Raw genomic sequence first — 4754 nt, 5'->3', positions numbered from 1 at the left:
GCCGTAAGGACTTCGCCGTCCGTCGGGTCTTCACCGTCCTGTCGGGGCGGGCGGCGGCTCAGGCGCTGTCGGCCCGGGGGGCCTCGGCGACCTGGGACAGCTCGTTGAACGCCGTCGACCGTACGTCCAGCAGCGCCAGCAGGACCGGTGGGTCCAGGGCCCGGATCGGGCGCAGCCGCAGTTCCATCGGCAGCAGCGGCACGTCCGGCCGCACCTCGATCGGTCCGACCGATCCCACCGAGACCTCGCCGTCGCCCGTCAGCACCTCGTCGAAGGAGACGGGGACGGAGTGCGCCAGCAGGTACCAGGTGCCGCTCGGCACCCGGTCGAGCAGGAAGGCCCCGGGGCGGGGGAGGACGCAACAGGCGGCCGGCCGTCCCTCCGGGATCCGGGTGGGGAAGAGCCCGACGAACACCCGGCCGAGGTCCCCCGCGACCGAGGCCCGGATCTCGCCCCGGAACGTCGAGAGTTCCGCGCCGCGGCCCCGGCCGTGTAAGTCGACCTCGATCCGGGGAGTGAAGCCCCGGAGCTGACGGAACATCGTGGGGGAGGCGCCGACGCTGCTGGTGAACCGGGAGCTGAAGGTGCCGACGCTGTTGTACCCGACCCGGTGGCTGATCTCCGTCACGGTGAACGTCGTCTCGATGAGGAGGCGTTTCGCGGTCTCCAGGCGTATGGCGGAGAGGAATCGCCGTGGCGAGACCCCGGTCATCCGTTGGAACTCACGGGAGAAATGGAATTTGCTGTACATGGCCGCCTGCGCCATATCGTCTATGGTCAGCAGCTCGCCGATGTTCTCGTGCATGGTCTCGATGGCCCGGGTCACGGCTTGCTCGATGGCAGATTTCATGATCGACTCCAGGTTCTCTGCTGTACATGCGAATGAACAGAAATTCCGCCCGTGCGATGGTCGGGTACGAAAGTCGCGGCCGTGGTTTCCGGGCCGGCGGTCAGAGAGGCCATGGCATGCGAAGGCGTCCCCCGCCGGAAAGGGGAGGACGAAAGGGGGCCGCCGCCATAACGAGAGACGACGTTATCAGTTGGTGCATGACAAGTGCAATGGCGCGTTGGCACATTCCGTTGGCATGTCTGAAAGTTGGGATGCCGGGGGGGTTCGTATGTTTGAACCCGATTGTCAAGGGCGATTGCCGGAACGGGCGGGATCGGGTGCGCACCACCGCCGACCCGCGGTGGGGGATGGTGCGCTCACAGGTCAACGCCGCCGCGCGGCCGCCGGGTTGAGGACGCCGAAGCCGATCAACGCTCCTCAGCAACGCAGGAGATGCGGAGGTGGAGGTATTGCCCGGACGATGCCAAAGTCGCGTATGCGAATCGGGGTCGGCCGGTGCGTCGGGCCCGTTTTTTCGACGACCACCTGAGGAGATGCCGGTGGGCTCGCGTATCCCAGATCAGCAGGATTACCGCACCATGACGCTCGAGGCGTTCGCGGACACGATCGTCCCGGGGGAGAAGCGCTCCCCCGACGACCGGGCCGTGGCCGGCGCCTCGACCGGAGGCGGCGCGGTGCAGGCAGGCGCCATCGAACTGCTGGAGACGCCCGCGACCGGGCTGTCGAACGCCCTGGACGACTACGAGCAGGCGCTCAACCGCCACGCCCGCGCCTACGCGCAGGAGCACGGCCTGCCGCTCGACGACGCGGTGCCGCCGTTCGTCGCCCTTCCGTTCGCGGACCGGACCGGCCTGGTGCGGACGCTGACCGGCCCGGACCACCCGGAGCGCGAACTGTGGGTCCTGCTGGCGCTGTTCAGCAACATGGCCTACGACACCGCCGCCCACCTGCACACCGCGGACGCGATCGCGGCGGGCCACCCCGGTCTCACGGCGATGGGGTTCATGGACCCGGACGCCGATGGCCTGTGGCGGTTCTCCGACTTCTCGTACCGGCGGCAGCTGGCCGAACCCCACCCGGGCACCACGTCCACAGGGAGCCCCGCATGACGAGCACCGAGAGCACCGACGTCCTGATCGTCGGCAGCGGCTTCGGCGGCGCCATCGCCGCCTACCACCTGGCGGCCGGCGGCGCGCGGGTCACCGTGCTGGAGCGCGGCCCGTGGCTGGAGGCGCCCGACTTCGAGCACGACTTCCTGCTCGGGTCCTCGTACACCCGCATCTTCGACTTCGTGGTCGGCGACGGCATGAGCCTGCTCGGCGGGAACTGCGTCGGCGGCGGCAGCGTGGTGTACTTCGCCGCGATGCCGCGCGCGCCCCGGTTCGCCTTCGAGCGCCGCGGCGGCATCGGCCGCCGGATGTGGCCGGCGGCCATCACCAGGGACACCCTCGACCCCTGGTACGACCGGGTGGCCGAGGCGCTGCCGATCACCCAGCAGGACTGGAACGACGTCACCTACGCGGGCGGCCTGTTCGCCGCCGCCTGCGACCACGCGGGGCGCACCGCCAACCCCGTCCCGGCCGCCATCGACCGGGCGAAGTGCACCAACTGCAACTGGATGATGTCCGGTTGCCGCTTCGACGCGAAGCGGTCGCTGCTGCTGAACTACCTGCCCGCCGCGCTCGCGCACGGGGCCGAGATCCGGCCGTTGCACGAGGTGCAGCGGCTCTCCCGGACGGACGGCGGCGGCTACCGGGTGCACTACGAGGTCGTCGACGACACGGACTACCGGGTGCACGTCGGCAGCGGCACGATCGACGCGAAGATCGTCGTGCTCGCGGCCGGCGCCGGCGCCACCCCGGTGATCCTCCAGCGCTCCGAGGCGGACCTCGGCACGATGCCCTCCGCCGTGGGCCGCTACTTCTCCGGCAACGGGGAGCGCCTCAACACGGCCGTCGTCGACGAGGACCGGGCCCGCGACCTGCTCGGGCTCAAGCGCTCCGACGGCCTGGCGTTCGGGGCCAACCAGATCGGCAAGGGGCCGGTCGTGGCGAGCTGGGACAACCTCGACGGCTCGCTCCCGGAGCACTCGCGGTTCTCCCTGGAACAGCTCTACTTCCCGCCCGGGTTCGGCACCATCCTGGCGCAGGTGCCCGACGCGACCGGCCCCGGCTGGTTCGGCGTGGAGAAGAAGGAGATGGTCCGGCGGTGGCAGTCCTGGCTGACCGTCTTCACCATGGTCGAGGACGACAACGAGGGCGTCTTCGGCCCGCCGCCGGCCACCGGCAACGCGGACCGGATCTCCCAGCAGATGCTCGGGCGCGGACCGATCAGGTACCGGCCGACCGAGAACACCCTGCGCGGCTGGGCCGAGTCGGACGCCGTGGTGAAGGACATCCTGGAGCGCGACGGCCTGGCCCGCGTCATGCCGTGGACCAACGACCTGGTGGGCGCCTACACCGTGCACCCGCTGGCGTCCTGCCGGATCGGCGACGACCCGGGGACCTCGGCGCTCGACGACCGGCACGAACTCCGCGACCACCCGGGCATCTTCGTCACCGACGGCTCCGCCGTCCCGGGAGCGCTCACCGTCAACCCCGCGCTGACCATCTCCGCGCTCGCCGAACGCGCCGTCCCCGGCATCGTGCGCGCAGCGCGGGAGCGCGGCGTGAACGTCCGGTACGGCGCGCCCTCGCCGGACGGCGGGACCAGCGGACGGCGCGGGGTGCGGACGCAACTGCCCGGCCTGACGCGGCCTTAGGGCGTGTCTGACCATTGGCGTCGGATCAGGGCGCGGCGTTGGGGTGCGTGCATCGCAAGGCGGAGGAGGGAGCCACTGCGGAGCATTGGCGACCGACGACAACGCGGCGAGGTGCGTGCCCCGGCGTCGCGCACCCGGCGGGAATTGTCAGACACGTCCCAAGTGCGCCACGGCGACAGATCGAGCCAGAGAGGAGGAGACCGATGGTGATACCGCTGCTGCGGCCGGCCCTGCGGCCGCTGGCGCAGATCCGCCGGGTCGCCCCGGTCCGCCCGGCCGACGCGGGGGAGGAGGTGGCCCGGGTCTACGCCGAGGTCGAGCGGGAGTTCGGCCTGCTCGCACCGCCGATCGGCCTGCACGCGCCCTCGCCGGCGGTGCTCGCCGCCTCGTGGGTGATGCTCCGGGAGACCCTGCTCGCCGCCGGGCGGGTCGACCGGGCGCTCAAGGAGGCGGTGGCCGTCGCCGTGTCGGAGGCCAACGCCTGCCCGTTCTGCACCGAGGTGCACGGCGCGACGCTGGCCGCGCTGCGGCCCGGACCGGGGGCGTCCGCCGGGGCCAGGGCGGCGGCGGGGAGGGAGCGGGAGGTGGCCGACTGGCTCCGGGAGACCGGGGACGGCGCGGGCGGCCGGGGTGCGCGACCGCCGTTCCCCGCGGACCGGGTGCCCGAACTGGTCGGCGTGGCGGTCACCTTCCACTACCTGAACCGCATGGTCAACCTGTTCCTGGAGGAGAGCCCGCTCCCGGCCGGCCTCCCGGCGCCCGCGCGGTCGGCGGCGACGGCCGTGCTCGGCCGGCTGATGCGCCGCAGCGCGCGCGGCACCCCGCCGGCCGGCGCCTCGCTGGACCTGCTGCCCTCCGCGCCGCTGCCGGCGGATCTGCGGTGGGCGGCGGGCACCCCGAGCATCGCCGGCGCGTTCGCGCGGGCGGCGGCCGCGATCGACGAGGCGGGGGCCCGCTCGGTGCCGGACGGCGTCCGGCGGCTGGTGACGGCCGGGCTCGCCGGGTGGGACGGGGGCCCGCCCGGGACCGGCCGCGCCTGGGTCGAGGACGAGGTGTCGGCCCTGCCCGAGGAGCAGCGCCCGGCGGGCCGGCTGGCGCTGCTGGTCGCCAAGGCCTCGTACCGGGTCGACGACGGTCTCGTCG

The 4754-nt window shown here is 72.6% G+C and carries 4 protein-coding genes; 3 read left to right on the top strand and 1 reads right to left on the bottom strand.

The features are described from left to right. Nucleotides 1-58: 58 nt before the first annotated feature. The gene (locus tag ACFU7Z_RS36495; protein ID WP_234348608.1) at nt 59-850 is read right to left on the bottom strand and encodes a helix-turn-helix transcriptional regulator; all 792 of its coding nucleotides are present in this window, start codon (nt 848-850) and stop codon (nt 59-61) included. Between the two features lie 578 nt (nt 851-1428). Here ACFU7Z_RS36495 and ACFU7Z_RS36490 point away from each other — a divergent pair. The 3 genes from ACFU7Z_RS36490 to ACFU7Z_RS36480 form a co-directional block, all read left to right on the top strand. Further along, nucleotides 1429-1959: a DUF5987 family protein gene (locus ACFU7Z_RS36490; RefSeq protein ID WP_380782345.1), complete on the top strand. Its 531-nt coding sequence runs from the start codon at nt 1429-1431 to the stop codon at nt 1957-1959. Then, nucleotides 1956-3611 (top strand): FAD-dependent oxidoreductase, encoded by a 1656-nt coding sequence (locus ACFU7Z_RS36485; protein WP_380740993.1) that lies wholly within the window; start codon nt 1956-1958, stop codon nt 3609-3611. The genes ACFU7Z_RS36490 and ACFU7Z_RS36485 overlap by 4 nt, the downstream gene beginning before the upstream one ends. A 203-nt stretch (nt 3612-3814) precedes the next feature. Then, on the top strand, nt 3815-4754 hold a 940-nt coding region (locus ACFU7Z_RS36480; RefSeq protein WP_380782343.1), incomplete at its 3' end, for a carboxymuconolactone decarboxylase family protein.

It is taken from the genome of Kitasatospora sp. NPDC057518, assembly GCF_042802075.1.
Taxonomy (GTDB): domain Bacteria; phylum Actinomycetota; class Actinomycetes; order Streptomycetales; family Streptomycetaceae; genus Kitasatospora.
Note: the sequence above shows the minus strand (reverse complement) of the source record. Positions and strands in the feature narration are given on the sequence as shown.

Coding starts and splice junctions, on each gene's coding strand:
- ACFU7Z_RS36495 (WP_234348608.1), bottom strand. CDS start 850: ATGAAATCTGCCATCGAGCAAGCCGTGACCCGGGCCATCGAGACCATG.
- ACFU7Z_RS36490 (WP_380782345.1), top strand. CDS start 1,429: ATGACGCTCGAGGCGTTCGCGGACACGATCGTCCCGGGGGAGAAGCGC.
- ACFU7Z_RS36485 (WP_380740993.1), top strand. CDS start 1,956: ATGACGAGCACCGAGAGCACCGACGTCCTGATCGTCGGCAGCGGCTTC.